20 protein-coding genes and 1 pseudogene are annotated in these 25071 nt (G+C 69.7%); 14 read left to right on the top strand and 7 right to left on the bottom strand.

Annotated elements, in window-relative coordinates; translation table 11 throughout:
• The first annotated feature begins 7 nt into the window (after positions 1–7).
• The 7 genes from OG729_RS37835 to OG729_RS37805 all read left to right on the top strand — a co-directional run bounded on the left by OG729_RS37835 (position 8) and on the right by OG729_RS37805 (position 8748).
• On the top strand, positions 8–778 hold the full coding sequence (locus tag OG729_RS37835; protein WP_405810625.1) for a crotonase/enoyl-CoA hydratase family protein: 771 nt from the start codon (positions 8–10) through the stop codon (positions 776–778).
• A gap of 19 nt (positions 779–797) precedes the next feature.
• Positions 798–1553: an acetoacetate decarboxylase gene (locus OG729_RS37830; RefSeq protein WP_360881948.1), complete on the top strand. Its 756-nt coding sequence runs from the start codon at positions 798–800 to the stop codon at positions 1551–1553.
• Entirely contained in the window at positions 1550–2548 is a 999-nt protein-coding gene (locus tag OG729_RS37825) for a 3-hydroxyacyl-CoA dehydrogenase NAD-binding domain-containing protein (protein WP_405810623.1), read from the top strand. Before OG729_RS37830 ends, OG729_RS37825 begins: the two co-directional genes overlap by 4 nt.
• Positions 2549–2732: 184 nt before the next feature.
• Positions 2733–4250 carry a class I adenylate-forming enzyme family protein gene (locus tag OG729_RS37820; protein ID WP_405810621.1) on the top strand — a complete coding sequence of 506 codons (1518 nt, stop codon included), beginning with the start codon at positions 2733–2735 and terminating at the stop codon, positions 4248–4250.
• 47 nt (positions 4251–4297) lie between these two features.
• A complete protein-coding gene (locus OG729_RS37815; protein ID WP_405810620.1) occupies positions 4298–6067 on the top strand; it encodes a DUF3556 domain-containing protein in 1770 nt (589 codons plus the stop codon).
• Positions 6060–7475: a phytoene desaturase family protein gene (locus tag OG729_RS37810; RefSeq protein WP_405810618.1), complete on the top strand. Its 1416-nt coding sequence runs from the start codon at positions 6060–6062 to the stop codon at positions 7473–7475. The genes OG729_RS37815 and OG729_RS37810 overlap by 8 nt, the downstream gene beginning before the upstream one ends.
• A 25-nt stretch (positions 7476–7500) precedes the next feature.
• Positions 7501–8748 carry a PucR family transcriptional regulator gene (locus tag OG729_RS37805; protein ID WP_405810616.1) on the top strand — a complete coding sequence of 416 codons (1248 nt, stop codon included), beginning with the start codon at positions 7501–7503 and terminating at the stop codon, positions 8746–8748.
• A 37-nt stretch (positions 8749–8785) separates the two neighbouring features.
• On the opposite strand, the gene OG729_RS37800 is transcribed toward OG729_RS37805, so the two are convergent.
• Positions 8786–10102 carry an MFS transporter gene (locus OG729_RS37800; protein WP_405810615.1) on the bottom strand — a complete coding sequence of 439 codons (1317 nt, stop codon included), beginning with the start codon at positions 10100–10102 and terminating at the stop codon, positions 8786–8788.
• Between the two features lie 99 nt (positions 10103–10201).
• Between OG729_RS37800 and OG729_RS37795 the strand changes: the two genes are divergently transcribed.
• Positions 10202–11284 (top strand): DUF5937 family protein, encoded by a 1083-nt coding sequence (locus OG729_RS37795; RefSeq protein ID WP_405810613.1) that lies wholly within the window; start codon positions 10202–10204, stop codon positions 11282–11284.
• A 62-nt stretch (positions 11285–11346) separates the two neighbouring features.
• On the opposite strand, the gene OG729_RS37790 is transcribed toward OG729_RS37795, so the two are convergent.
• Complete coding sequence (locus tag OG729_RS37790) at positions 11347–13374, bottom strand: SpoIIE family protein phosphatase (RefSeq protein ID WP_405811427.1); 2028 nt, start codon at positions 13372–13374, stop codon at positions 11347–11349.
• 356 nt (positions 13375–13730) lie between these two features.
• On the opposite strand from OG729_RS37790, the gene OG729_RS37785 reads away from it, so the two are divergent.
• Positions 13731–14972, top strand: coding sequence for a PP2C family protein-serine/threonine phosphatase (locus tag OG729_RS37785; protein ID WP_405810612.1), 1242 nt, complete (start codon positions 13731–13733; stop codon positions 14970–14972).
• Between the two features lie 68 nt (positions 14973–15040).
• On the opposite strand, the gene OG729_RS37780 is transcribed toward OG729_RS37785, so the two are convergent.
• Positions 15041–15496: a MarR family transcriptional regulator gene (locus OG729_RS37780; RefSeq protein WP_360881964.1), complete on the bottom strand. Its 456-nt coding sequence runs from the start codon at positions 15494–15496 to the stop codon at positions 15041–15043.
• A gap of 115 nt (positions 15497–15611) precedes the next feature.
• Here OG729_RS37780 and OG729_RS37775 point away from each other — a divergent pair, with 115 nt between their 5' ends.
• The 4 genes and pseudogenes from OG729_RS37775 to OG729_RS37760 all read left to right on the top strand — a co-directional run bounded on the left by OG729_RS37775 (position 15612) and on the right by OG729_RS37760 (position 20113).
• Positions 15612–17105, top strand: a complete 1494-nt coding sequence (locus tag OG729_RS37775) for an MFS transporter (protein WP_405810609.1) — start codon at positions 15612–15614, stop codon at positions 17103–17105.
• Between the two features lie 127 nt (positions 17106–17232).
• Positions 17233–17925, top strand: a pseudogene (locus tag OG729_RS37770) (type 1 glutamine amidotransferase domain-containing protein); the annotation flags it as partial.
• Complete coding sequence (locus tag OG729_RS37765) at positions 17911–19230, top strand: aldehyde dehydrogenase family protein (protein WP_405811425.1); 1320 nt, start codon at positions 17911–17913, stop codon at positions 19228–19230. The pseudogene OG729_RS37770 and the gene OG729_RS37765, both read left to right, overlap by 15 nt.
• Before the next feature lie 67 nt (positions 19231–19297).
• Complete coding sequence (locus OG729_RS37760; protein WP_405810607.1) at positions 19298–20113, top strand: maleylpyruvate isomerase family mycothiol-dependent enzyme; 816 nt, start codon at positions 19298–19300, stop codon at positions 20111–20113.
• Between the two features lie 163 nt (positions 20114–20276).
• Here OG729_RS37760 and OG729_RS37755 read toward each other — a convergent pair whose 3' ends face one another.
• Positions 20277–20735 (bottom strand): DUF5709 domain-containing protein, encoded by a 459-nt coding sequence (locus tag OG729_RS37755; protein ID WP_405810606.1) that lies wholly within the window; start codon positions 20733–20735, stop codon positions 20277–20279.
• A 168-nt stretch (positions 20736–20903) separates the two neighbouring features.
• Entirely contained in the window at positions 20904–21746 is an 843-nt protein-coding gene (locus tag OG729_RS37750; protein WP_405810604.1) for a hypothetical protein, read from the bottom strand.
• A gap of 227 nt (positions 21747–21973) precedes the next feature.
• Here OG729_RS37750 and OG729_RS37745 point away from each other — a divergent pair, with 227 nt between their 5' ends.
• A complete protein-coding gene (locus OG729_RS37745) occupies positions 21974–22705 on the top strand; it encodes a peptidase E (protein ID WP_360881974.1) in 732 nt (243 codons plus the stop codon).
• A 141-nt stretch (positions 22706–22846) separates the two neighbouring features.
• Here OG729_RS37745 and OG729_RS37740 read toward each other — a convergent pair whose 3' ends face one another.
• Together OG729_RS37740 and OG729_RS37735 are read right to left on the bottom strand one after the other, a co-directional pair.
• Complete coding sequence (locus tag OG729_RS37740) at positions 22847–23896, bottom strand: polyprenyl synthetase family protein (RefSeq protein WP_405810602.1); 1050 nt, start codon at positions 23894–23896, stop codon at positions 22847–22849.
• Positions 23893–24957: a tetratricopeptide repeat protein gene (locus tag OG729_RS37735; protein WP_405810600.1), complete on the bottom strand. Its 1065-nt coding sequence runs from the start codon at positions 24955–24957 to the stop codon at positions 23893–23895. Before OG729_RS37735 ends, OG729_RS37740 begins: the two co-directional genes overlap by 4 nt.
• Positions 24958–25071 lie beyond the last annotated feature (114 nt).

Raw genomic sequence — 25071 nt, 5'->3', positions numbered from 1 at the left:
AGCTGCCATGAACGACACCTCCCAGGTACGGTCCGAGCGATTCGGCTCGTCCCTGCTCATCACCATCGACCGGCCCAAGGCGCGAAACGCGGTCAACGCGGCCGTCGCCGAAGGCCTCGCCGCCGCCCTCGAGACGCTGGAGGCGGACCCGTCACTGCGCGCCGGTGTGCTGACCGGCGCGGAGGGCACCTTCAGCGCCGGAATGGACCTCAAGGCCGCACTGACCGGTGAGTCGCCGGAAGTCCCCGGCCGCGGATTCGCTGGGCTGACCGAGGCCGAGACCACCAAGCCGCTGATCGCCGCGGTCGAGGGCTGGGCGATGGGCGGCGGCTTCGAGCTGGCCCTGAGCTGCGACCTCATCGTGGCGGCTGAGGACGCCAAGTTCGGCCTGCCGGAGGTGACACGGGGTCTGGTCGCGGCCGGGGGCGGAGTGCTCCGGCTGCCCAAGCGGATCCCGTACCACCTGGCCATGGAGCTGCTGCTGACCGGCGAGCCGATCTCCGGCGAGCGGGCCGGCCGGCTCGGCATCGCCAACCGAGTGGTACCCGCCTCAGAGACCACCGCGGTCGCGCTGCAACTCGCCGAGCAGCTCGCGGCGAACGCCCCGTTGGCGCTCGCCGCCGTCAAGAGGATCGTCCGCGCCGCCGACGGAGTGCCCGAAACCGAGGCGTTCAGCGCCCAGCGGCGGGAGACGGCGGCCTTGATGGCCTCCGCCGACGTCCGCGAAGGCATGACGGCCTTCGCGGAGCGCCGGACCCCCCTCTGGCGTGGCGAGTAGAAACACAGGAGAAGAGATCATGAAAGAAGTCGACGTGGCGGGGCACATCGCGACCCCGCTGCTGAACCCGGCATACGCCCCGGTCGTGCCACGATTCACCAACCGCGAGTACCTCAACATCGTGTACCGCACCGACGCCGACGCCCTGCGCGCGGTGGTGCCGGAGCCTCTGGAGATCGACGAACCGCTGGTGCGCTTCGAGGTCATGCGGATGGGCGACGTCACGGGCTATGGCCCGTACACCGAGTCCGGGCAGGCGATCCGGGTCCGCTACGAAGGCGAGCGAGGCGAGTACCTCCACGCCATGTACCTGGACAACTTCCAGGCGACCGCCTCCGGTCGCGAGGCCGGTGCCTATCCGAAGACCATCGGCTCCCCCGGTCTGTACGTGGACTCCGGCGCTCTCGTCGGCTTCCTCGACTACGGAACGCTCCGGGTGGCGGCCGCGACGATGGGCTACAAGCACCACTCCATGGACCCCGAGGAAGCGAAGGCCCAGATCACCGTGCCGACGTATCTGCTCAAGCTGGTCCCGGGCTTCGGCGACCTGCCGCAGGTGGCGCAGCTGGTGCGCACCGAGATCACCGATGTCGTGGTGAAGGAGGCCTGGACCGGTCCCGCTCGGCTCCAGCTGTTCGCGCACGTCCTCGCTCCGCTGGCCGACCTGCCGGTGCGCGAGATCGTCTCCGCCAGCCACATCCTCACCGATCTCACCCTGGCCCCCGCCAAGCCCGTGCACGACTATCTGCGAACCGAAGCGGGTGGCAGCCGATGACGCGCGAACCGGCCGAGCACAGTGCGGGGTTGAGCGAGTCGTTCACCACCGCAGCGGTGGTCGGTGCCGGAACCATAGGGCTGTCGTGGGCGGCGTTGTTCGCCGCGCACGGCATGGACGTATGGGTCACCGACCCGCGGCCGGATCTCGCGGAGGCGGTCGATTCGGCACTGGCCTCGGCGGCTTCGCCGCTGGCACACCAGGGGCTGGACGTCCAGGGCATCACGGACCGGGTGCACCTGGCCGCTGACGTCACGGAGGCCGTGCGGAACGCCGATGTCGTCCAGGAGAACGGCCCGGAGAACGTCGGCTTCAAGCGAGAGCTGTTCGCCACCTTGGTCCGCGAGGCCCCGAAGCATGCGCTGCTGCTCAGCTCTTCCTCGGCGATCCCCTCCACGGTGTTCACCGAGGGCCTCGAGGACGCGAGCCGGGTACTGATCGGCCACCCCTTCAACCCGCCGCACGTGGTACCGCTGGTCGAAGTGGTCCCCGGCGAGCGCACGTCCGAGGAATCCGTGGCACGGGCGGTGGAGTTCTACCGCTGCGTGGGACGGCTGCCGGTGGTGGAGCGCAAGGAGATCCCCGGCTTCGTCGGCAACCGCCTGCAGAACGCCCTGAGCCGCGAGGCCATATACCTGGTCGAGCAGGGTGTGGTCGGGCCGGCCGAGCTGGATCTGGTGGTGGTGAACTCGCTCGGGCTGCGCTGGGCGACCGTGGGGCCCTTCCTCGCCGCGCACCTCGGCGGTGGACCGGGCGGCTACCGGCACATGGCCGAGCACATCGGTGCGTCGATGCAACAGATGTGGGACTTCGGGCAGCCCGAGCAGACCCCCGAACAGACCGAACGGCTCGTCAAGGCAGTTGAGAACGCCTACGGTTCCGGCTCCTGGGCCCAACTGAGCCAGGAGCGTGACCGCCGGCAGATCAACGTCCTGTCCGCTGTTCGCGGCACCGCCGGCGGCCCGGCCACCAGCGGCGAGCAGAACCCGGCATGACCGCCCGGCGTTCTTTGTGGCGCGGCACTGGCACTGACCGGAGTCGAGCCGCGCCGCACGGCTTGTGCCACGTGCACAACGGACGCTGCCACAGTCGTCTCCCGCGCCCATGGGCCCACGCTGCAGCGCGTTCGTAGTGTCCTCGTCACAGCGCGGAGAAACGCGCTGTGACGAAGGAGCCGACATGCATTTTGCGGTACTGCCTGATGGGCGGGCGATGGGCCACCCCGACGCCCCGAGCGTCGCTGACGATTCTGTGAGCTTGAGCAATGCCGGATTCCTGGCATGGGTCGATGCGGCGGCCGCATGCCTGCGCCGGCGCGGAGTCGGGAGCGGTGACGTGGTGGCGGTGATGCTCCCCAACCGCGTCGAATTCGTGGTCGCGCTCTTCGCGGCGTGGCGGCTCGGGGCGGTGGTGACCCCGGTGAATCCGGCGCTGACCGCCACCGAAGCGGGATACCAGATCGCCGACTCGGCAGCGAAGGTCGTCATCCGCCTGGATGGCGGCCCGGCCCTGGCCGCTGAGGAGATCGGCGTCGCGGATCTCCTCAGCGGCGTGGAGCCGACAGACTCGGCCGGGCTGGTGAACTGCGCCCGGAAAAACGCCGGGAGCCGGCAGCATCCTGCACCTGGCGACGCCGATGCGCTGGCGTTGCTGATCTATACGAGCGGCACCACAGGGCGGCCGAAGGGCGTCATGCTCTCCCACGCCAACCTGTCTGCGATGGCCACGATGATGGTCCAGACATCGCGGCTGGGCAAGGACGAACACAGCCTGCTGGTCCTCCCTCTCTTCCACGTCAACGGCATCGTCGTCAGCGTGCTGTCACCGCTGCTCGCGGGCGGCCGGGTCACCGTCTCCGGACGCTTCAAGGCGGACACGTTCTTCCAGACCGTCGAGGCGGTACGGCCCACCTGCTTCTCGGCCGTACCCACGATCTTCGCGACGCTGACGGCGCTGCCGGAGTCGCAGCGGCCCGACACCTCCTCCGTCCGGTTCGCGGCGTGCGGGGCCGCGCCGATGCCCGCACAGCTCATCGAGCGGTTCGAAAGCCGGTACGGCATCCCGGTCGTGGAGGGCTACGGGCTGTCGGAAGGTACCTGCGCCTCGACGGTGAATCCCGTCGACGGACTGCGTAAACCCGGCACGGTGGGCCTGCCCATGCCAGGGCAGGAAGTTGCCGTCATGGACGCGTCGGGGGGTCTGCTGCCGCGCGGCTCCACCGGCGAAGTGGTCGTACGAGGCCCCAATGTGATGCGCGGCTACCTCAACAGGCCTGAGGAGACGGCGCGTACGGTCGTCGACGGCTGGCTGCACACGGGCGACGTCGGCCGGTTCGCCGAGGACGGCTATCTGATGATCGTCGACCGGATCAAGGACATGATCATCCGTGGCGGGGAGAACATTTATCCCAAGGAGATCGAGTCGGTCCTGTACGGCCACCCAGAGGTGTTCGAGGCAGCCGTCGTCGGGGCCGCCCATGACGTGCTCGGCGAGGTGCCCGTCGCCTTCGTCGCGCTGCGCCCGGACGCTGCCGTCACCGCGGAGAGCCTTGTCGAGCACTGCCGCGGCTCGCTGTCCCGCTACAAGCTCCCGGATCGCGTCATCGCGCTGGAGAGCCTTCCCAAGAATCCGGTCGGCAAGATCGACAAGCCCACGCTCCGCACCCGGCTCGCTTCCTCCCCCTCCCCGGCCGCTTGAGCCGGTTCCTCTTCTTCCGCCGTCGCAGCGAGAATTGAAGGTCCGTCATGGGATTCAGCACCCCGAATCTGGCCGACGTCGATCTGCAGGAATGGCGATCGCGGCCATATCTGCAGCGCATCCGCCCGCTCGCCCAGCACTGGGCCGAGAACGGCTTCGGCACACCGTACGCGGTGTACGTCCTCTACCTCGTCAAGATCGTGGGCTACGTCCTCGGCGGCGTGGCCATCGCAGCGGCAACCCCAGGAGTCGGGGAGATCGGCGACTTCACGTCCTGGTGGACCGAGCCGATCGTCTATCAGAAGATCGTTGTCTGGACGCTGCTGTACGAAGTGCTGGGTCTCGGCTGCGGATCGGGACCGCTGACCCTGCGCTTCCTGCCGCCCGTCAGCGCGTTCCTGCACTGGCTGCGGCCCGGCACCGTCCGATTGCCTCCGTGGCCGGGCAAGGTGCCCCTCACCCGTGGCACCCGCCGCACCATCACCGACGTGATGCTGTACGCGGCGGTCATCGCCTCGGCGGTGTGGCTGCTCTGTTCCCCGGGCAACCCCGACCGGGTCCCCGGGGCGCACACCGCCGGCCTGATCGAGCCCGTCCGCCTGGTCCCGCTCGTCGTCGCGCTGGCGTTGCTCGGGCTGCGTGACAAGACGGTCTTCCTCGCGGCACGCGGAGAGCATTACGGGCTGACGCTGCTGGTCTTCTGCTTCCCCTTCACCGACATGATCATCGGTCTCAAACTGGTGATGCTCGCCCTGTGGTGGGGCGCCGCGACGTCCAAACTCAACCACCACTTTCCGTACGTCTGCGCCATCATGATCAGCAACAGTCCGCTGCAACGGAGCAAGTGGCTCAAGCGCAAGCTCTACCGCCGTTACCCGGACGACCTGCGCCCGTCCCGGCTGTCCGCCTTCGCGGCGCACGGGGGCACGGTCATCGAGTACTCGGTGCCGCTGGTGCTCCTGCTCTCCCACAGCGGCATCACCACGACCGTCGCGCTGACCGTCATGGTCGTCTTCCACCTGCACATCATTTCGACCTTCCCGATGGGCGTGCCGCTGGAGTGGAACATCTTCTTCATCTTCTCCGCACTGTTCCTCTTCGGCCACTACCCCGGGGTCGAGGTTTCCGCACTCGACTCCCCACTCCTGGCGGCACTTCTGCTGCTCTGCCTGGTCGCGGTCCCGGTGCTCGGGAACGTGAAGCCGCATCTGGTGTCGTTCCTGCCGGCGATGCGCTACTACGCCGGGAACTGGGCCACGAGTACCTGGTGCTTCCGCAGGGGCTCGGAGGAGAAGCTCAACACCCACATCGCCAAAGCCGCCGGCACGCCCAAGGACCAGCTCACCAGCCTGTACGGTGAACAGACCGCCGAGCTGATGCTGCATCAGGGCATGGCCTGGCGGTCGATGCACACGCACGGCCGGGCCTTGAACGGCCTGCTCTCCCGAGCCGTGGAGGACACCGGTGCCTACGACATGCGTGACGGGGAGTACGTCGCCGGCACGGTCCTCGGCTGGAACTTCGGTGAGGGCCACCTGCACAACGAGCAGCTGCTGCAGGCGGTCCAGGAGCGGTGCGGCTTCGCGGAGGGCGAACTGCGCGTCATCGTCCTCGAATCCCAGCCGATCCATCGGCAGCACCAGCACTACCGCATCCTGGACGCGGCAACCGGCCGGATCGAGGAAGGCTTCGTGGACGTCAGGGAAATGATCGCCCGCCAGCCCTGGCCTGCCGACGACGATCCCACGATTCCCGTCAGGGCGGCCGACGGCCGTCCCGACCCGGCAGGCACGAACGTGGTGGCGACGCATGAGTGATGCGATCGTGGTGGGGGCCGGCCCCAACGGGCTGGCCGCCGCCGTCGCCCTGGCCCAGCAGGGTGTGAGTGTCACCGTCCTGGAGGCCGCGGAGGAAATCGGCGGCGGCACCAGGAGCAGCGAGTTGACGGTGCCCGGCGTCCTGCACGACCACTGCTCCGCCGTGCATCCCATGGGCGTCGGCTCACCGTTCCTGCGCTCGCTCGGGCTGGAACGGTACGGCCTGGAGTGGGCCTGGCCCGAGATCGATCTCGCGCATCCGCTGGACTCGGGCCGGGCGGGGGTGATGGTCCGCTCGCTCGATCGGACCGCGGCGGGCCTCGGCCCGGACGGTCCGTCCTGGCGCCGGCTGTTCGGCCCGCTGGCATCGGGGTTCGACGCTCTGGCCGAGGACCTGCTGCGACCGGTGGTGCATGTGCCCAGGCATCCGGTCCACCTCGTGCGGTTCGGGCTGCGGGCGCTCCGGCCGGCCACCTGGGTGGCCCGCCGCTGGCAGACCGAACAGGCGCGTGCACTGTTCGCCGGGATGGGGGCGCACGCCTTTCATCCGCTGACGCGCCCCACAACCGCCGCAGTTGGGCTGATGCTCGCCGCCGCCGGGCACCGTTACGGCTGGCCGGTCGCCCGCGGCGGCTCCCGAGTGATCGGCGAGGCGCTGGCCGCGCTGCTGAAGGAGCTCGGCGGCACCATCGAAACAGGTGTCCGGGTGCGCTGCCTCGATGAGTTGCCCCCTTATCGGACGGTCCTGCTCGACGTCGCCCCGGGCGCGGCCGCCGACATCTGCGGGGACCGTATGCCCACCCGCGTCCGCCGCGCCTACCGGCGCTATCGCCACGGTCCGGGTGCGTTCAAGGTCGACCTGGCCGTCGAGGGCGGGGTGCCGTGGACCAACTCGTCCTGCCGTCGCGCGGGCACTGTGCACCTCGGCGGCACCCTGGAGGAGGTCGTCCACTCCGAGCGGGAGACCGGTCGCGGCCGTATGCCGGAACGCCCTTTCGTTCTGCTCGCCCAGCAGTACCTCGCCGATCCGGGCCGCTCGGCCGGCACCATCCATCCTGTCTATGCGTACGCCCATGTCCCGCACGGATACACCGGTGACGCCACCGACGCCGTACTGAACCGGATCGAGCAGTTCGCCCCCGGCTTCCGGGAGCGCATCGTGGGCACATTCGTCCGCTCGACGGCCGAACTGCCGCACTACAATCCGAACTATGTCGGGGGCGACATCATCACCGGGGCCAATACGGCCGTGCAGGTGGCACTGCGGCCGCGGATGGCGCTCGACCCGTACAGCACCGGCATCCCGGGGGTCTTCCTCTGCTCGGCGGCCACCCCGCCGGGTGCCGGGATCCATGGGATGAGCGGCTACCACGCGGCGCGGTCCGCGCTGCGGTTCCTCGCCCGGTGACATCGCCCCAGGGAAGGAAGCACACATGGGCGCGTCGGCGGACCCGCTGGCCCAACTCGCGGACGCCCTCCTGCCCCACCGCGACGCGTTCATCGCGGAGCTCGTCGTGGCCACCGAGAAGGAAATCGCGGTCCTCGACCACGACGAGCGGCTGCACAGCCTGCTGCATGCCAGCATCACCGAGAACATCGTCGCCGGACTGCACATCCTGAGCAACGGCATCGACCCGCGCACCGTGGACGCACCTTTGTCGGCCATCTCCTACGCCCGCCGGCTCGCCCAGCGCGACGTCCCCATGTCGGCGCTCCTGCGCGCCTACCGCCTGGGCGCGTCGCGCTTCCTGGAACTGGGGCTCAACGAAGCCGTGAAGCTACCCGTCCAGGACACCTCGCGCGTGGTCATCACGGTGGTGGGGATCTCCGCGGCGTACATCGACCGGGTCTGCGAACAGGTCGCTCGCGCCTACGAGGAGGAACGCGAACGCTGGTTGAGCAGCCGGGGCGCGCTGCGGCAGCACTGGGTGACCCAGCTGCTGCACGACCCCGCCCCCAGCATCACGCAGGCCGAAGCCGCCCTCGGGTACCGGTTGACCGGAACCCATCTCGCCGTGGAGGGCTGGATCGACCGCTCGAGCGACCCGTACGACGCGATGAACATCCTGGAGCGCCTGAGCAGCCTGCTGCACCGGATCTTCGAGGCGCGCGGCCACCCGCTGCTCGTGCCCACCGACGAGACGGACGTGCGTATCTGGCTCCCGGTAAACGCCGGCCAGACCGTGGACGCCGACGCGGTGGCAGCGGAAGTGGACCGCGCTCGCCTGCCGGTACGGGTGGCCATCGGCAACCCCCGGGCCGGGCTGGACGGTTTCCGACTCAGCATCCGCGGCGCCTCCCGGGCGAAGGCGCTCGCACTGGTGGCGGGAGAAGCCGCGCCCCGCGTGGTCTCCTTCGCCGAGGTGGCGCCAGTTGCCCTCTTGGCCGACGAGCCCGCCGACCTGGCGGATTTCGTTGCCGACACCCTCGGCGGCCTGGTCGTCGACGACCCCTGGCGGCAGTCCCTGCGGGGGACGTTGGAGGTCTTCCTGGCGACGAACCGCAGCTACGCCGCGACCGCCGACCAGCTGACGGTCCACCGCAACACCGTCCACTACCGCATCCAGCAGGCCGTCGAGAAGCACGGGATACTGCTGGAGGACAATACGTTCCGGCTCCAACTCGCCCTGGCCGTCTGCCGCTGGCACGGGGCAACCGTCCTGCGCCGGGCCTCGGAGTGAGCTCGGGACTGCCGGCGCACGTCGCAGGGACGACGTGCTACGCGTGCCGCACCGAGCCTTGAGCGTGTCGCTCTGTTTCCGCTTCGGCCTGGTCGTCGGGAGCCCAACGGCGGATCACGACGGCGGCCAGCAGGGTCGTGGCAGCCAACGAACCCCAGAGCGCCCCCGGCCCCCAGGCGAACAGCGTCATCAGCACTGCGGGGGACGCCGCGAGGCCGATGCCACTGGAGACCTGGAAGCGGGACAGGGCACGGCCGAGCAGATGTGAGGGTGTGGTGGCGGCTATCAGTGCGGTGGCGCTGCCCGTGTACATGATCTCGCCTGCCGTGTACAGCACGGACACCGCGGCGACGGCCGCCGCCGCGCCCTGGCCCGCGATGCCCCCGGCAGCCCAGAAGCCCAAATAGGAGGCGCTGAGTACGAGACCGGAGGCGGCCAGGGCCGAGCGGCGCGCAAAGCGCGACATCCACACCACGACGGCGATCTGCGTGGTGACGACCATGACGGTGTTGCCGACGAAGATGCCTGCGGACCACGCCGGGGAGGCGTGCAGTTGGGAGACGAGGACGGCAGGCAGCGCCACCTCAAGGACGTTGAAGCAGAACGCGTAAGGCAGGTTGGCGATGTCCAGGGCGGTGACGCGCCCGCGGCGGGATTGCCCCGCGCGGGACAACTCTGCACTCGGCGCCTGCGCATGCCCGCGGGCGGTGACCCGCATCGACCAGACCAGTGCGGCGGCGATGCCGTAGCCGAGCGCGGTCACGGCAGCCAGAGTTCGCAGTGCGCCCGTCCCACCGGTCATGCTCACGGTCGCGATCAGCGCGCCCGCCCCCATGCCCGCGTTGCGCAGCGACCGGCCCGCGGCCAGGGCGGCATCGCGGCTGTGGTCGTCGGCCAGGGTGGTGACCAGCGCGGCGTGTGCGGGGGGCCAGCACTGGTTGCCGATCCCGAGGAACAGCGCGGCGGCGGTGAACCCCCAGACAGCAGAGCCTCCGATGCCGTTTGCGGCGAGGAGGAGGGCGATGCCCAGGACGCGGACCAGCATCGCGCAGGCGACTGCCGCGGTGCGGGCGCCGCGGTCGATCCACCGCCCGAAGAACGGCACCGCCGCAAGGCCCAGCAACAGGCCCACCGACATCGCCGTGCCGGTCTCCGTCACCCCCAGCCCCAGCACCTTGATCCCGTAGAGCAGCAGGAAGGGCCGCAGCATGCCTGAGCCGAGCGCGTCCACCGTCAGAGCGACGGCATAGCGGGCGCCGCCCGATACCCGCATGAGTTCGCCGAGCCGAGGCCGCCCGGGCCGCCCTGGCCTCGTGGCCGGATGCCGGGGCCGTACCGGCGGTGTCGTCGTCATGGCGCCACAGTGATTGGCCCCTTGCCGACGGTCACTTTGATTGACCGTTGTCGTCAATCCATTCCGCCGCACCGGCAGCCGCCTGCGAGGATGTCCGACATGAGCCTCGCCATCGACATCACCGGGGTGCCGCCGGAGCGCCTGTTGTTCGCGGCGTCTCCACTGGCGGAGCTGACCGCGATGCTGCACGTGCTGGCGGTGCCGGAGCATCATCCGACGTACCAGGGCTGGGCGGCCGGTACGCGCGCGGCGCTGAAGCCGGATCTCGCGGAGCGGCTGCTCGAAGCCGAGTTCCTGTGGCGCTCGTCGCGGGCGGACTTCCTCCTGCCGGGCCGTCCGGCGGCGACCTTGGAGGAGGAACTGGACGAGGTCGACCGTCTCGACGACAAGACGTATGTGTCCGCGGCTCTCATCACGACCTGCGGAGCGAACCGGTTGCAGTTCGGCATGCCGTCGCCGCTGACGGACCCGGCGGACCGGGAGCGCGCCTTGGATCTCGCCCAGGCCCGTGGGCCGCGCCAGGCGTCCTTCGCGGACCGGCTCATCGCGGATCCACGGATGGTACGGGCCCGAGTGCGCCGAATGCTGGAGGACTGCGGGCCGGCGTTCTTCACGGAGAACTGGCGGCGCGTCAGGCCGAGGATCGCCGCAGATCTGCGGCTGAAGACGGATCTGCTTGCCCGGCACGGCCTCGCCGACACGCTGACATCGGTGTCTCGGGCCGTCACCCTGGACGCGGACCGGCAGCAGATCGTTATCGACAAACTGCAGGACAACGCGGCGAGCGCGGCGCGGGGGATGACGTTCGTGCCCACGGTGTTCGGCCACCCGCACCTCGTCGTGGTGCACGCGCCCGGCCGGCGTCCGGTGGTCCAGTACCCCGTCACGGCCCAGGGACTGCCGGAGCCGGTACCCATGGAGCTGGTGAATCTGCGCCTGCAGGCACTGTCGCATCCGGTGCGGATCCGGCTGGTGCGGACGCTCGCCCGTGGATCCCACACGACGGGCGAGCTGGCGTCGGCATGGTCCCTGACCACCCCGGAGGTCTCGCGGCACCTGGCAGTGCTGCGCAAGGCCGGCCTACTGACCACGCGGCGTCGCGGCCGATACGTGCTGTACGAGCTCGATGCGTCTGCGACAGCGGCACTGGGCACCGACTTGATGGATGCCGTACTGCGCTGAACGCGGCACGGGTCACGACGGGCCAAGCCGCCGCCGAGAAGCGTCGGCGGACTCCTGCCCCATCACCGCTGACGATGCTCTGAGCTGGGCGTGAAGGGCTGCGTGCGGGCGATGAGCAGGGCGACGTCATCGGGGTCGTCGGGACGCCGGAGTTCCTGAAGGAGCCGGTCGCAGGTTTCCTCCAGGGACCGGTCGGGCCGCTCGAGCAGGTGGCGGAGGGTTTCCAGGCGTTCGTCGATGGGGTGGTGGCGGGTTTCGACCAGTCCGTCGGTATACAGGACCAGCTGGTCGCCGGGGCCGAGGTCGACGGTGGTGGTCTCGAAGGCGACGCCGCCCACTCCCAACGGGATGCCGGTGGGCAGGTCGAGCAGTTCGGGATGCTTGCCGCTGCGCACGAGGGCCGGGGGCAGATGGCCGGCGGTGGCGATGTGGCACTGGGAGCGGTGTGGGTCGTAGACGGCGTACACGCAGGTGGCGATGTAGTGCTTCAGCCCCGAGGTGATCTTGTCGAGGTGCTGGAGGACCTGAGCAGGATCGAGGTCGAGGTCGGCGAAGGCGCTGGTGGCTGTACGCAGGCGGCCCATGGTGGCGGCGGCGTCAATGCCGCTGCCCATGACGTCGCCCACGACGAGTGCGGTCTTGTCGCTGTCGAGCGGGAGGACGTCGTACCAGTCGCCGCCGATCTCGTAGGTGGCCTGTGCGGGCCGGTACCGGGAGGCCACCTCCAGGCCTGGAAGGTGCGGCGGGTGTTCCGGGAGGAGGCTGCGTTGCAGGGTCTCCGCGGCATTGCGCACGCTCTGGTGCGAACGGGCATTGTCGATGCACACGGCGGCGCGGGAGGCCAGTTCGGCGGCAACGGCGAGGTCGTCCTCGTCGAAGGGCAGCGGGTTGTCGGCCCGGATGAGACCCACGAAGCCGAGGATCTGGCCGCGGGCTGTGAGCGGGACCAGCAGGTAGGAGTGCACCCCGGCGCGGGCCAGCAGCGTGGCGGCGTGGTCGTCGCGGGCGAGGCGCGCCAGGTCGTTGCTGTCCGCGTGGGTGACCAGGATCGGGCGGCCGGTGCGTACGCATTGGGTGGCCAGCCGGTCGGTGTCGTAAGCGGCGAGGTGGCCGGGTGGGCCGGCGGCATCAGCGGCTTCGGTCGAGTGGGTGGCCTTCACCGCCAGGGCGCGAAAGACGGCGGGGCCGTCGCTGGGGGCTGGGTGGCCGGCTTCCAGGACGGAGTCGAGGACGTCGACCGCGACCACGTCGGCGAGCTCGGGAACGATGACCTCGGCCAGCTCCTGGGCGGTCCGTTCCACCTCCAAGGTGGTGCCGATGCGAACGGAGCCGTCGGCGATCAGGGCCAGGCGCCGCCGGGCCTCGGTGGCCTCCATGGCTGCCCGATACCGGTCGGTGACATCCACCACCAGGTCGGCCACCCCGAGAACACGCCCCTGAGGGTCCTCCAGCCGGTACAACGAGATCGACCAGGCATGCTTGCGGTCATCGGCGGGGGTGCGGCCGACGATGGTGGACTGGTCGACCATGGGGACCCCGGTCCTGAGGACCTGCCGCATCCCGGCTTCGGGCACCTCGAACTTCGCAGAGGTCATGATCTCGCGGTAGTGCCGGCCGAGGTGGTCTTTCGCGGGTATGCCGTGAATCTGCTCCAGGGCGGGGTTGACGGCCAGGTACCGCAGATCGGTGTCGAGTATCGCCAGCCCAATGGGCGACTGGGAGATCAGCCGGGTGGACAGGGCGAGATCCCGCTCCACCTGTCGAAGCGTCGGTGAGTCGGTGGCGAGCCCGAGAGCGTAGAAGCCGCCGCGTTCGTTCAGCAGCCGCATGTTGCGGAACTCCACCACACGAGTGCTGCCGTCCTTGTGCCGGACGGGGAACGACCCGGCCCAGCTCTCACCGGTCTCCATGACCTCGGCGAACAGCTTGATTATCACTTCCCAGTTCTGTTCGTGGACGAGCAGCGGTGCCGCGTACTGCCCGAGCGCCTCTTGGGCGGTGTAGCCGTACAGGTCCTCGGCCTGCGGGCTCCACAAGACGATCCGCCCATCGGCGTCCAGCAGCACAGCAGCGACACCGAGGAGGTCCATCAGCCCGCTCGGCTGCGATGATCTTCCCTCCACCTGACCGGTGTCATCCGGACGCCCTTCGGCTGCGCTCACCCGGGCACTCCTTCCACCTGCCGGACCGCGTGGGTCGTCCCCCGCACCGGTCCGTGGCCTATCCACCTGTCTGCGGCCTGCCCCCTTGTCCATTGTCCATTGAGTGCTTCGGCTTCCATGGTCCCCCCGGATCGGCCGACCGCACACCCCGTCCGTACGGGGTTCGGCGGACAAAGGCCGGTGTCCTGACCGGGTGTGACATGCCGCCGTTGGCGTAATGGGCTCGTTGGCCGGGTTGCCGCGTGAGGCTGTGCAGGTTCCCCAGCAGAAAGATGCAGGCAGCGATGACGGAAGGTGGGCGAGCGGCGAAAAGGACTGAGGTCGACCGATCGGAAGGGTTCGGTGAGCGGCTGCTGGGTGCTCTGCTCGACCGGGCACACGAGATGCCGCCGCAGCTGATTGCCCCGCTCGTCGCCGAAGAGGTGGCCAGGATCGGTGGCCGGGACCTGTCCCTCCTCCTGCAGGACTACGAACAGATGCTCCTCGTGCCCCTGTCGGGCAGAGGGCTGACCGTTGGTGCCCCGGAACCGGTCGAGGGCTCCCCCGCCGGCCAGGCCTTTCTGAACCGCACAACCGTGGAGGTGCCTCAGGACGGCAGTGTGCGGATGTATCTGCCACTGCTGGACGGCAGCGACCAGATCGGGGTCATGGTCGTCACGCTGGACAGCGTCGATGACGACGACCGGCGACTGCTGCGCAGACTCGCCGGTCTGGTCGCCGACATGATCGTCACCAAGGACGCCTACACCGACCTGTTCTTCCAGGCCCGCCGGCACTCCCCGATGAGCGTGGCAGCCGAGATCCAATGGTCACTGCTGCCCCCGCTGTCGATGACTGTCCCGCAGGTTGAGGTGGCCGGAATTCTGGAGCCCGCCTACGAGGTGGCCGGAGACAGCTTCGACTACGCCCTCAACGACGATGTCCTGCACGTGGCCATGATCGACGCGATGGGCCACGGCCTGGACGCCGCGACCATGGCGACGGTGGCCATCGGCGCCTACCGCCACACCCGACGTGCCGGCACCGATCTGTCCCAGGTGTATACGTTCATGGATCAGGCCATCAACGAGCAGTTCGGGCCCGACCACTTCGTCACCGCGCAGATGATGCGCCTGAACATCGCCACCGGCCATCTGCAATGGGTCAACGCCGGCCACCCGGCACCCCTGTTGATCCGCAACCGCACCGTGGTGGACCGGCTGGAAAGCCCCACCACTCTGCCGGTCGGCTTCGGCGGCGAGGAGCCACAAGTCACCGAGCGGACACTCCAGCCCGGCGACCGGATGCTGTGCTTCACCGACGGCCTGATCGAGGAGCACCAAGCCGGCGGGGAACAGTTCGGGGAGGAACAGCTCATCGAGAGCACGAACCGCATCGTCCGCGACCACACTGCGGTGCGGGCGGTAGTGCGCGCACTGTCCCACGTGCTGAAAGCCGAACGAGGCGGCATCACCAGCGACGACGCGACCATCCTCCTCATCGAGTGGCGCGGCGGCGATGCCGATCATCTCGCCATCCTCGATTGAAATGGCTCATCGTCCCTGCTTGAGCTCACGTATCAGGTCGACGTCGCGACGTTACCGGCGAAAAGTCCTCATGAGGAGGTGACGGCGGGAAAGACCTGGCTCAGCAGGTGCTGGAAGGTTGCCCGCTCGTCCTCGCCCAGTTCCTCCAGCCCACTGAGCATGGACATCAGCTCGGCGCGGATCAGGCGAACGGTCCGCTCCCCCTCCTCGGTCAGCATCACCATCTTGATCCGCCGGTCGGCAGGGTCGGCTTCGCGGCGGACCAGCTCGTGCGCCTCCAACCGGTCCACGATCCCGGTGACGTTCGAGGCGTCGCAGGCGAGCAGATCGGCGAGCGTCCGCATGGGCATCGGCTGCCGGAGCAGGCTCAGCATCTTGCCCTGCATGAGGGTGAGGCCGCGCTTCGCCGCCACGACGGCGAAGTTCCGGTAGTAGCCGGCTGCGGCCTGCGCGAGTTGGTCCATCAGCTGAACGGGGGTGGGCGCGGCGCGGGGTGAGGGCGCAGGCGTGACAGTGCGAGTCATGGCTCGAGTGTAGGCGAAACAACTTGACAACCTTAACTATCGAGGATTACCTTCAACGCATTACTTGAAGACATCAACAATCCATGTCTTGAATCTCCCTGGAAGGTCCGACCTCGTGAGTCACGTCCCTCCCTCTGCCAAGGAACGTGGCAGCACACCCCTGGTCCTCGCACTCGGCCTCGCCGCGATGGTGGTGGCCATGGCCCAGACACAGGTCATCCCGATCCTCGCCCTGCTCCAGAAGGAGCTTCACACCAGCGCCGCCGGTGTCAGCTGGGTGACCACCGCCGCTCTGCTCTCCGCAGCCGTCTTCACCCCGCTGCTCGGCCGGGTCGGCGACCAGTACGGGAAAAAGCGCACGCTCGTGACGGTCCTGGTGGTGATGGTCATCGGCTCCGTCATCGCCGCGACCACGACCTCGCTGGCGCTGCTCATCGTCGGCCGGGTGCTCCAGGGCTCCGCCACCGCGATCTTTCCGCTCGCCCTGTCGGTGCTCCGCGACGAGGTCAAACACGAGAAGCTGCACGGGGCGATGGCCCTGGTCAGCGGCACCTTGGCGTTCGGCAGCGGCCTCTCGCTCGTCGCCACCGGGTTGCTCACCCAGGGCAGCCACCCCAACTACCACCTGGTCTTCTGGTTCTCCACCGCCCTGACCGTGCTGGCCCTGGCCGCCGTCGCGGTCGTCGTCCCGCACGGCGGCTCACCCACCGGCGGACGGATCGACTTCCTCGGCGCCGTCACCCTCGCCCTCTTCCTGGTCCTGCTGCTGCTCGGGATCTCCCAGGGCCATGAGTGGGGCTGGTCCTCGGGACGCATCGTGGGCTGCCTCGCCGGCGCCGCGGCCACGGCCGTGGTCTGGGTCCTGGTGGAGCTGCGGGTCGCCAACCCGCTCGTGGACATGCGGATGTTCGTCCACCGTCAGGTGCTCTTCACCAACCTGGCCGGGCTCTTCGTCGGCTTCGCCGCCTTCGCCCAGTTCATCGGCATCTCCTACCTGGTCCAGATGCCGCAGCGGATCACCGGGTACGGCTTCACCGCCTCCGTGCTGCGCGCCTCCGTCGAGTATCTGCTGCCCAGCGCCCTGATCGCCCTGGTGGCGGCCCCGGTCGGCGGCATCCTCGTCCGCCGCATCGGCGCCCGGTTCACCCTCGCGGTGGGCGCGCTGGTCGGCATCGCGGGCTTCGCGTGGCTGGCCTGGGGACACGGCGCGAGCGCCGCCGTGATCACCGCGGGAATGCTCACCGGCATCGCGATCTCGTTCGGCTACGCCGCGATGCCCGCGCTCATCGCGGCCAGCGTTCCGCTGCACCAGACCGGCATCGCCAACGGCATCAACTCCATCTCCCGGTCGGTGGGCAGCTCGATCGCCAGCGCGGTGGTCACCTCGTTGCTCGCGTCCAAGACAGTCACCTACGCCTCGGTTGGCGTGGCACTGCCCGCCGAAAGCCAGTTCACGCTGAGTTTCGTCATCGCCGCCGTGGCGCTCCTGCTCGCCGCCGCCGTGGCGCTGCTGGGGCTGAGCAAGCACCACCGCCCGCTCACCGCGTCCCGCCCGATGGCCGCGAGCAGCCCCGTCCAAGCGGCCGAGGCCGCCCCCGCCAAGCTCTGACGCACACGACGCAACCCTCCCGGAAGTGGCTGAGACCTCGGCTGAACAACGTCAGCCATAGCCTGCGCACTTGCCCCGGTTCCCCGCCGCTGCTGAAGAGCACCCCCAATCCGCACTGGAGCACCACATGCCCTCCGCGCTGTTCGTCGTGACCGCAGCCACCCACTGGACGCTCGCCGACGGGACGCTGCACCCGACCGGCTACTGGGCCGAGGAACTCGCCGAGCCCCACCGGATCTTCCGGGAGGCAGGCTACGAGATCACCATTGCCACACCCGGCGGCGTTGCCGCCACCGTCGACCAGGGCAGCCTGAGCGCTGCGGCCACCGGCGGCCAGGGGCGCGCCGACGCCTTCGCCGCATACCTCGACTCCATCCGGGCCTCGCTCGATGTCCCCGCCGAGCTGGAGGACATCGACCTGGACGCGTATGACCTGGTCTTCTACCCCGGCGGCCACGGCCCGATGGAGGACCTCGCGGTCAGCGAGGCCTCCGGCCGGATCCTCACCCGCGCACTCGACTCGGGCAAGCCGCTGGGCGTGGTCTGCCATGCACCCGCCGCCCTGCTCGCCGCCCGCCGCGAGGACGGCAGCTGGCCGTTCGCCAGCTACCGCATGACCGCGTTCACCAACGCGGAAGAAGCCGCGGTCGGTCTCGCCGACAACGCCAAGTGGCTGGTCCAGGACCGCCTCGTCGAGCTCGGCGCCGACTTCATCGAGGCCGCCCCCTTCACCCCGCACACCGTCATCGACCGCAACCTGTACACCGGTCAGAATCCCGGCTCCTCCGCCGCGCTGGCCCACGAGTTGGTCGGGGCACTCTCCACCGACGCCGGCACGGTTGTGAAGCGGCTGCGCGCCACCTTCGACTCCGGCCGTACCAAGCCGCTCGCCCGGCGCCTCGGCCAGCTGGAGGCGCTGCGCTCGCTGCTCACCGAGCAGGCCGAGGTGTTCCAGGAGGCGCTCCACTCCGACCTGGGGAAGAGCCCGGCCGAGGCGTACCGCACCGAGGTCGGCTTCACGTTGAACGAGCTCGACCACACCGTGCGGCACCTCGAGGAGTGGCTGCGACCGAAGCCTGCCGCAGTCCCCGGGGCCTTCCGCCCCGCCGAGGCCCGGGTCGTACGTGACCCGCTCGGCGTCGTGCTGATCATCGCGCCATGGAACTACCCGCTGCAGCTGGCCCTCGCGCCGCTCGTCGGCGCCCTCGCGGCGGGCAACACCGCCGTCATCAAGCCCAGCGAGCTGGCTCCGGCCACCTCTGCGGCGATGGCTCGCCTGCTCCCCCGCTACCTCGACCCGCAGTCCGTCACCGTCGTCGAGGGCGCCGTCCCGGAAACCACCGCGCTGCTGGCCCAGCGCTTCGACCACATCTTCTACACCGGCAACGGCACGGTCGGGCGGATCGTCATGACGGCCGCTGCCAAGAATCTCACCCCGGTCACCCTGGAGCTCGGCGGCAAGAGCCCCGTCGTGGTCGAACCGGGCGTCGACCTCGAGGCCACCGCCCAGCGGATCGCCGGGGGCAAGTTCCTCAACGCCGGCCAGACCTGCGTCGCCCCCGACTACATCCTCGCCATCGGCGACACCACCGCCGCTCTCGAGTCGCACCTTGCCACCGCCGTCAGCACGATGTACGGAGATGACCCGGCGGTCAGCCCCGCGTACGGACGGATCGTCAACGAGCGGCACTTCGACCGGCTCACGGCGCTGCTGGACGACGGCCGCATCGTCATTGGCGGCGGCCACGACCGTACGAGCCGCTACCTCGCTCCGACCGTCCTCGCCGACGTCTCCCCCGAGGCTCCCGTGATGCAGACGGAGATCTTCGGCCCCGTCCTGCCGATCATCGGCGTGCCCGACCTCGACGCGGCGATCGCCTTCATCAACGAGCGCGACAAGCCTCTTGCCCTGTACGCCTTCACCGACTCGGCGCGGACCAAGCAGCGGCTGACCGAGGAGACCTCCTCCGGCGCTCTCACCTTCGGCCTTCCCGTCTCGCATCTGGCCGTCCCCGAGCTGCCGTTCGGCGGCGTCGGCGAGAGCGGTATGGGCCGCTACCACGGCGAGTACTCCATCGACACGTTCAGCCACGCCAAGGCGATCCTCGACAAGCCGCTGAGCTGAGCGCCCGGGCTGCTGGGACAGCCTGCGACATCCGCCCGGCCGACGTCACGAAAGGCACGACGACAGCATGAACACCCCTGACCACCCCGAACACGGATCGGCCCCGGTCGACCACGGATCGGCCCCGGTCGACCATCGCGCGGCCGTTGCCGCGGAAACCGCCCGGTTCGTGGCAGTGGTCGACGGTGCCGACCTGGCGGCCCCGGTGCCCAGCTGCCCCGGGTGGACGCTCGCAGACCTGGTCAAGCACACCGGAAGCGTGCAGCGCTGGTTCTCGGTCCTGCTGCGTGGACGCATCCAGGAACCCCCTCGGAGCCGCGACGTGGACCTGCGGCTGCCGGCGCACGACGACGGTTGGGTCGACTGGCTGGCGGCCGGCGCGGCCGAGGCGGCGGACGCTTTCGCCGCGACCGACCCGGACGCCTCGATGTGGGTGTGGGGCGCCGATCCCCACGCCAGGTTCTGGGCCCGGCGGATGCTGTTCGAGACCCTGCTGCACCGGGTCGACGCGGAGCTGGCGTTGGGGCTCCGCCCCTCGATCGATCCCGCGCTCGCAGCGGACGGTATCGACGAGTTCCTGGTCAATCTGCCCTTCGCCACGTCCTTCGCACCCAAGGTGGCCAACCTGCGCGGCGCCGACAGGACCATCCGCTTCAGGTGCACCGACGGGGAAGGCGACTGGGTGGTCCGCCTGCGGCCCGACGGCTTCGGGCTCGACGCAGACGGCGCGGGAGCGGGCACCGCCGCCGACGCGACCGTCGAGGGAACCGCGGCCGATCTGCTGCTGCTCCTCTACGGCCGCCTCCAGCGCGATGCGGATGTCTTCGAGCGCGTCGGGGACGAGGACCTGCTGGCGCACTGGTTCGCCAACTCCGAGTTCTGAGGCGGCAGTTGCCCGCCACGTTGGTGGGGGCACGGGGGCGTTTCGGGCCGCGGAGGAAGGTCCGGACGTCCAGGAGCGTCACCTCCGCCGCGCGCAGCCAGTTGCTCCTGGTCGGCCCCCGCCGCCGGCGCTTGCTCGACTGACGCGCCGGCCTCGGGTCCGGTCAGAACTCCTCGGACTCGGGGATCAGGTGCATGGCCGCCTCCTCGGCCGAGGCGGCGCCGTCGATGCCCACATCGTGAGCGATCAAGGACTTCTCGAGACTGGAGTGAGCGCCCTCGTCCGGCGCCACCAGGCGCCCTGCGCTCTCCTCCCCGACCTCGTCGTCGATCAGCTCGCCGTCGGTGTCCCAGGCATCGCCCAACCCGTCGCCCGCAGGGACGGAGACATCCTGCGCCTCCTGGGCCAGCCGCTCGTCGAGCGTCTCGCCGCGATGCTGCTCCGACGCCGTGGTGCCCACTTTCTCCACGGCCCAGGGCTGCTCCGGCGGGGAGTACCCGTCGCCCAGGATCTGCAGCGAGGGATCCTCGAGTGTGTCCTCGGCGTCCAGCAGCCCGGCATCGTCCTGTACCTCGGACCCGTCCGGCTGGTAGACGTCGTCGCCCATCCCACTCTCGGCCATCTCTCCTCCTCTACTCCTCCCTGCCCTTCCAGTCTCCGCCGGGGCGGCCGGGACGTACACTCCACATCCCGGTTGCGCCCATGCGGTGAGGAAGAACCTGCGACAGGCCCCTCGTGCGCCGCGCCCGATCGCGCGGGGTGATCGATCATTCGTGCTCAAGTGAGCCGGTCAGCGGGTGCGCACCGCCGTGATGGTGAAGCGTTCGACCTCGGCGACGTGCCCACCAGTGGTTGCGACAACCGTGAGCACCGGGTCGCGGGCGCCGGAGAAGGACACGGACTGTTTCCAGGGCTGGCTGTTGCCGCCCGCCGGGGTGCAGCACGACGTGCCCAACGGCGCCGCGGACGACGGCTGCCGCACCTGCACGCGGATGCCCTCGTCCACGCCGGTGATCCGCCCGCCGGTCAGCAGTGGGGAGCGTACGAGTGACCCATATCCGGGCATGGTCAGGGAGAACGTCGTGTCGTCGGTGCCCACGACCTCCCACGGGGCGTCCCGGCCGGTGCCGTACCGCACGAGGTGGACAACCGCCGCGGTGCCGCCCTCGGGCCCGCTCCCTGCGACGCCGATGTGGGCATGCGCACCGCTGACCTTGTGCGAGGAGACTCGGTCGATGTCCCGGAAGCCCAGGTAGCCCTGGGTGAAGGACAGTGCGGTCTGGTCCGCGTCGAGATGCCACGGCTGGTGTCCGCCCGAGCGATACTCACGCTGCCACGCCTGGGCTGCGGCGAGCGTGGCGAACGGCCACACCGGCTGGAAGTGCCCGGGGCCGAACGCCGGCGCACTGCCGCCGGGTGCGGGCGTGGTGGGCGCTTGAGTGCCCGGCGGCGTGGTCGCCGACGTGGCCGAGGGGGTGGGCGTGGCGGACGACTGCGACGGCGAGGACGTGCCGGGTGTGGCGGACGGTGATCTCGACGCGTTCGGAGTCCCGCCAGAACTGCTGCAGGCGGTGAGCATCAGGCCGGCCACGGCCGTTGCGGCGAAGAGTCGGAATGGGAGCCAGACGTTCATATGTGCCCCAAGAAACGTGTAACGACCGCCGATACGGTCTGTGCGGCTATCGTGCCACCAGTCCGGTTGATGTCACAGAGCCCCGGCCCCCTCCCGTGTGCAGTCGAACTGCAGAGCCCGGGCGAGCGGCGCCAAAGGCTGGGCCGGGTTCGACGGACAGAGGTCATTTTCTGCCGATGGGCCCCGGACCGAAGTGAGTGATCCGCAGGCCAATATGATCACGAGTCATGACTGCTTCCGAGCCCACCATCCTCGCCACCTCCGGTGGGCACCGTGTTGGTGGCCGGACCATGGTGATGTTCGATGCCCTGGTGCATCATGCGGTCGAACTATCAGGAGCCCACGGCCGCCGGCCGCGGGTCATGTACGTCGGCACGGCCATCGGCGATGCAGAGCACTTCACTGCACGCATGAGTGAAGCCGCTCGAGTGGCCGGCTTCGACCTGACACCACTGCACCTCTTCCCCATGCCCAATCTTGAAGATGTAGAGGGCGCCGTTCTCGATCAGGATGTCATCTGGGTCATGGGTGGCTCGGTGGCCAACCTGCTGGCGGTGTGGCGGGTTCATGGGCTCGACGGCATCTTCCGGCGAGCTTGGGAGGCGGGCGTCGTACTCAGCGGGGTCAGCGCGGGATCGATTTGCTGGTTCCAGGGTGGCGCCACCGACTCCTTCGGGCCCGAGCTGCGACCGCTCACCAACGCACTCGGCTTCCTGCCCTACGGCAACGGCGTGCACTACGACAGCGACAAAGGCCGCCGCCCGCTGATCCATCGACTGGTTGCCGACGGCACCTTGCCGGTCACGCACTGCACTGACGATGGAGTGGGACTGGTCTACCGCGGCACCGAGCTGGCGGAAGCCGTCACGGAGGTGCCCGGGAAGGGCGCCTACGTCGTCGTGCGCGAAGGCGATTCGGCCGTCGAAGAACGCATCGAGCCACGTCGGCTGCCCCATTGAGGTTCTGACGGCGCCCCTGGTCGTTATGGCCCCGCGCCTCTTCTCCCCTGAGAACCGGAAGAGCTTGGGCCGGGGCCATATGCCCGACTGTGCAACGACGCCCAGCCACTGGGGCAGCCCCAGCCTGCCCGCGACGATCCGTCACATTCTGCGGTCGACGAGGAACTGCAGGAGCGTAAGGATCTCGCCGACCGCCGTCGGTGCCAGCGGGATGCTCGTCAGGCAGTCGCGGGCGCTGTCCATGTGGTGGTGGGCTTCGGTCAGCGTGGCGGAGCGTCCGCCCGCGTCTTCGATGAGTTCGGCGGCTCGGCGTGCGGCGGTGTCGTCGAGCGGATGGTCGGAGGTCAGGAGCGCGGCGAGGCGCCGTGCGGCCGGGCCGTCTGTGGCCAGGGCCGCCAGGACGGGGTACGTCTTCTTCAGCCGGCGCAGATCGCTGTGCACCGGTTTCCCCGTGACCTGCGGGTCTCCCCAGATTCCCAGCAGGTCGTCCACGACCTGGAAGGCCACCCCGAGATGCCGACCGGCCTGGGCGAGGGCGTTGACGGTCGAGGTCGGGGCCCCGGCGAGCACGGCGCCCAGGCCTGCGGCACAGCCGAGCAGCGCGCCGGTCTTGTGCTCTGCCATGGACCTGTACTCGTCCGGCCGCACCGTGCCCGGCCCCGTCCAGGGCCGGGACTCGAAGAGCAGGTCTTCGGCCTGACCGCGCACCAGGTCGTTCAGCGTCCCCGCCAGGTGCCTGACCGCTGCACCGCTGTGTACGGTGCGGGCGTTGGCCAGCGTCTCCACGGCCAGGGCGAAGAGTGCGTCCCCCGCCAGGACTGCGGGACCGGTGCCGTACGCCTTCCACACGGTCGCGCGCTGCCGGCGCGTCTCATCGCCGTCCATGATGTCGTCGTGCAGGAGCGTGAACGTGTGGATCAGTTCGACGGCGACCGCGCCGACGACGGCGTCCTCCCCAGGCGCGCCCGCGGCCTCGGCGCAGAGCACCGTGAGCGCTTGGCGCACTCCCTTGCCGTGCGAGCCGGGAACGAGTCTGCCGCCCACGTTGCTCCAGCCGAGAGAGAAGGCAGCCATCTCGGCCGGCCAGGGGTGAAGGCGTTGGACCGCCTGTGTGAAGGCCGGCCGTACGAGGTCGCGGCAACGGGCGAGAATCTGCGGTGCGGTCGCCTGGGCGGTTACGGGCAGCGTCATCGTCGCTCGCCGCCCTCGCCTGCCGCGCCGGCAAGGGGCACTACCCCGAGTTCGGCATGAGCCTTGTCGACCATGTCCCGGGCGTGACGCAGGCCGATCCGGTCGAGAGTGCGACGCAACTCGTCCAACTCCGCGGCGGTTTCTGCGTGGTCCCGGCCCAGGTGGGCGAGCGCTTTGACCAGCCCGAGCCGGGCCAGCGCCTCGCCCCGCGGCTCGCCCATGGCGCGGAACTCCGCGAGCGCTTCCTCGTAGACCCGGCGGGCTTCGCCGTAACGGCGGGCGCGGAAGAGCACGTTGGCACGCATCTTGTGGTTGTAGGCGAGGGCGCTGGACAACTTCATCTCGCGGCAGGTGAGTTCGGCCTCGGTGAGCAGGGAGAGGGCGCGCTCGGTGTCGTCGTCCCGCAGGGAAACGATGTCGGCCATGCCGCGCAGGGCCCACGCCCGCCCGCGCCGGTCGTCGGCCTTCCCGGCTATCTGAGCCGCTTCCTCGAACATCGCAAAAGCCGTGTCGTACGAGCCGGTGTTGCGGTGGATCTGCGCGATGCCCTCCAGCGCCCACACGGTGTGGCGTGCCTCGCCGCGTTTGCGCGCCTCGGCGAGCAGTTGCTCGTGCAGGGCCGCGACGGCCTGGTAGTCGCCCTGTATCCGTCCGGTCTCCGCCAGACCGGCGAGGGAGTAGCCGCGCGCAACGACGTCGCCGCCGCGCTTGCCCATGTCGGCGGCCAGCCCCAGCAGCCGGAAGGCCAGCGCGAGTTCGCCTCGCTGCCGGGCGAGCGTCCCACCGCTCCACAGCGCCCAGGCCATGGCTCCCAGGTCACCGGCCGAGCGGGCGGCCCGGTAACTGGCCTTCCAGGCCCTATCGGCTTCGTTGACGTTGCCCAGCCTGCGGTGCGCCTCGGCCACGGCGAGCCCGGACCGCGCCACCTCCTGCTGTGAGCCGGAGACTTCCGCCGCCCTCAAGTGCTGGGTCCCTTTGGCCAGTACGTCCGTGAGGGAGGAGTTCACCGACATTTCGGTGAGGGCGCCTTGGTACTCGGGCGCGAATGCCTTGCTGTGCATGGGTGCCTTTCGTGCATGGCCAGGACAGAAGCGAGCAGCTATACACGACACGTATACATGCAGCGTATAGCGGCCTGGAGCTCTGACTCTGGCCCGTGGGGGGATCCGGGAGCC

Origin of the sequence: Streptomyces sp. NBC_00210, assembly GCF_045160975.1 — a bacterium.
Lineage (GTDB): Bacteria > Actinomycetota > Actinomycetes > Streptomycetales > Streptomycetaceae > Streptomyces.
This window is presented reverse-complemented; position numbering and strand designations above follow the sequence as displayed.

Bases quoted from the DNA above. Each gene is read 5' to 3' on its own strand.
- OG729_RS37835 (WP_405810625.1), top strand. From the start codon at position 8: ATGAACGACACCTCCCAGGTACGGTCCGAGCGATTCGGCTCGTCCCTG.
- OG729_RS37830 (WP_360881948.1), top strand. From the start codon at position 798: ATGAAAGAAGTCGACGTGGCGGGGCACATCGCGACCCCGCTGCTGAAC.
- OG729_RS37825 (WP_405810623.1), top strand. From the start codon at position 1,550: ATGACGCGCGAACCGGCCGAGCACAGTGCGGGGTTGAGCGAGTCGTTC.
- OG729_RS37820 (WP_405810621.1), top strand. From the start codon at position 2,733: ATGCATTTTGCGGTACTGCCTGATGGGCGGGCGATGGGCCACCCCGAC.
- OG729_RS37815 (WP_405810620.1), top strand. From the start codon at position 4,298: ATGGGATTCAGCACCCCGAATCTGGCCGACGTCGATCTGCAGGAATGG.
- OG729_RS37810 (WP_405810618.1), top strand. From the start codon at position 6,060: ATGAGTGATGCGATCGTGGTGGGGGCCGGCCCCAACGGGCTGGCCGCC.
- OG729_RS37805 (WP_405810616.1), top strand. From the start codon at position 7,501: ATGGGCGCGTCGGCGGACCCGCTGGCCCAACTCGCGGACGCCCTCCTG.
- OG729_RS37800 (WP_405810615.1), bottom strand. From the start codon at position 10,102: ATGACGACGACACCGCCGGTACGGCCCCGGCATCCGGCCACGAGGCCA.
- OG729_RS37795 (WP_405810613.1), top strand. From the start codon at position 10,202: ATGAGCCTCGCCATCGACATCACCGGGGTGCCGCCGGAGCGCCTGTTG.
- OG729_RS37790 (WP_405811427.1), bottom strand. From the start codon at position 13,374: ATGGACCTCCTCGGTGTCGCTGCTGTGCTGCTGGACGCCGATGGGCGG.
- OG729_RS37785 (WP_405810612.1), top strand. From the start codon at position 13,731: ATGACGGAAGGTGGGCGAGCGGCGAAAAGGACTGAGGTCGACCGATCG.
- OG729_RS37780 (WP_360881964.1), bottom strand. From the start codon at position 15,496: ATGACTCGCACTGTCACGCCTGCGCCCTCACCCCGCGCCGCGCCCACC.
- OG729_RS37760 (WP_405810607.1), top strand. From the start codon at position 19,298: ATGAACACCCCTGACCACCCCGAACACGGATCGGCCCCGGTCGACCAC.
- OG729_RS37755 (WP_405810606.1), bottom strand. From the start codon at position 20,735: ATGGCCGAGAGTGGGATGGGCGACGACGTCTACCAGCCGGACGGGTCC.
- OG729_RS37750 (WP_405810604.1), bottom strand. From the start codon at position 21,746: ATGAACGTCTGGCTCCCATTCCGACTCTTCGCCGCAACGGCCGTGGCC.
- OG729_RS37745 (WP_360881974.1), top strand. From the start codon at position 21,974: ATGACTGCTTCCGAGCCCACCATCCTCGCCACCTCCGGTGGGCACCGT.
- OG729_RS37740 (WP_405810602.1), bottom strand. From the start codon at position 23,896: ATGACGCTGCCCGTAACCGCCCAGGCGACCGCACCGCAGATTCTCGCC.
- OG729_RS37735 (WP_405810600.1), bottom strand. From the start codon at position 24,957: ATGCACAGCAAGGCATTCGCGCCCGAGTACCAAGGCGCCCTCACCGAA.